Genomic DNA, 1,412 nt, shown 5'->3' with positions numbered 1-1,412 from the left:
AGTTGAGTCCCGCATAGTGGTGTAGCGCGGTGGCCTCGTGATCGTCTCTGACGAGGACGCGGCCACCGTGTGATCCTTCGAGTGAACCTCTCACAGCACCCTCGAACGGAGTCATCACGATGACCGCTCCCCATATTGTCGACCCTCACGGCCTCCTCGGCGAAGCCCTGGCCGAAGCCTCCCCAGATCTGATGCGCACGATGCTGCAACGCATCATCAACGAGCTCCTTTCCGCGGACGCCGACGCGGTCGCCGGCGCGGAATACGGTCGGCCCAGCCCCGATCGAGCTGCCCAGCGCAATGGTTACCGCCACCGCGACCTCGATACCCGCGTCGGTACGATCGACGTCGCCGTCCCCAAATACCGCACCGGCACCTACTTCCCCGAGTGGCTGCTCGAGCGCCGCAAACGCGCCGAATCAGCGCTGATCACGGTCGTCGCGGACTGCTATCTCGCCGGCGTCTCCACCCGCCGCATGGACAAGCTGGTCAAGACCCTCGGCATCAACTCCCTCTCGAAGTCGCAGGTCAGCCGCATGGCGACCGATCTCGACGAGCACGTTGAGCAGTTCCGCCACCGGCCCCTGGACGCCGCGGGCCCCTTCACGTTCGTCGCCGCCGACGCGCTCACGATGAAAGTCCGTGAAGGCGGGCGGGTCATCAACGCGGTCGTCCTGGTCGCGACCGGCGTCAACGGCGACGGGCACCGCGAAGTGCTCGGCATGCGCGTCGCCACCAGTGAAACCGGGGCCGCGTGGAGCAGCTTCTTCGCCGACCTCGTCGCCCGCGGCCTGGGTGGAGTCCGCCTGGTGACCTCCGACGCTCATGCCGGGTTGGTCGAGGCGATCGCCGCGCACCTTCCTGGAGCGTCCTGGCAGCGGTGCCGCACCCACTACGCCGCGAACCTGATGAGCATCTGCCCGAAGTCCATGTGGCCTGCGGTGAAGGCGATGCTCCACAGCGTCTATGACCAGCCCGACTCTGCCGCGGTCACCGCGCAGTTCGACCGGTTGCTGGACTACGTGGGCGAGAAACTGCCCACCGTGGCCGAGCATCTTGACGCCGCTCGCGCTGACGTCCTCGCGTTCACCGGGTTCCCCAAAGACGTCTGGGTGCAGATCTGGTCGAACAACCCCGCTGAACGACTGAACCGGGAGATCCGCCGGCGCACCGACTCCGTGGGGATCTTCCCCTCCCGCGAGGCGATCGTCCGCCTCGTCGGCGCGGTCCTGGCCGAACAGACCGACGAATGGGCCGAAGGACGCCGCTACCTCGGCCTCGACGTCCTCGCCCGCTGCCGCCTCACCCTCACCACCAACCCGGCGAACGAGGTGACCACCGATGCCCTTCCCGCGCTAACAGCCTGACCCCTCTCAACGAAGGATCGCTACACCACTTCCCGGGACTTGACC

The 1,412-nt window shown here is 67.1% G+C and carries 1 protein-coding gene; it reads left to right on the top strand.

All coding sequences use genetic code 11. The features are described from left to right. The first annotated feature begins 119 nt into the window (after positions 1 to 119). Entirely contained in the window at positions 120 to 1,367 is a 1,248-nt protein-coding gene (locus ACT3T5_RS19540) for an IS256 family transposase (protein ID WP_444595324.1), read from the top strand. The last annotated feature ends 45 nt before the right edge of the window (positions 1,368 to 1,412 follow it).

Source organism: Brachybacterium sp. AOP3-A1-3, assembly GCF_052378285.1.
Lineage (GTDB): Bacteria > Actinomycetota > Actinomycetes > Actinomycetales > Dermabacteraceae > Brachybacterium.
The sequence above is the reverse complement of the archived record's forward strand: the minus strand, read 5'-3'. Positions and strand labels throughout refer to the sequence as shown.

What these genes read in the sequence shown, in the direction of transcription:
- ACT3T5_RS19540 (WP_444595324.1), top strand. Translation starts at nt 120, where the DNA reads ATGACCGCTCCCCATATTGTCGACCCTCACGGCCTCCTCGGCGAAGCC.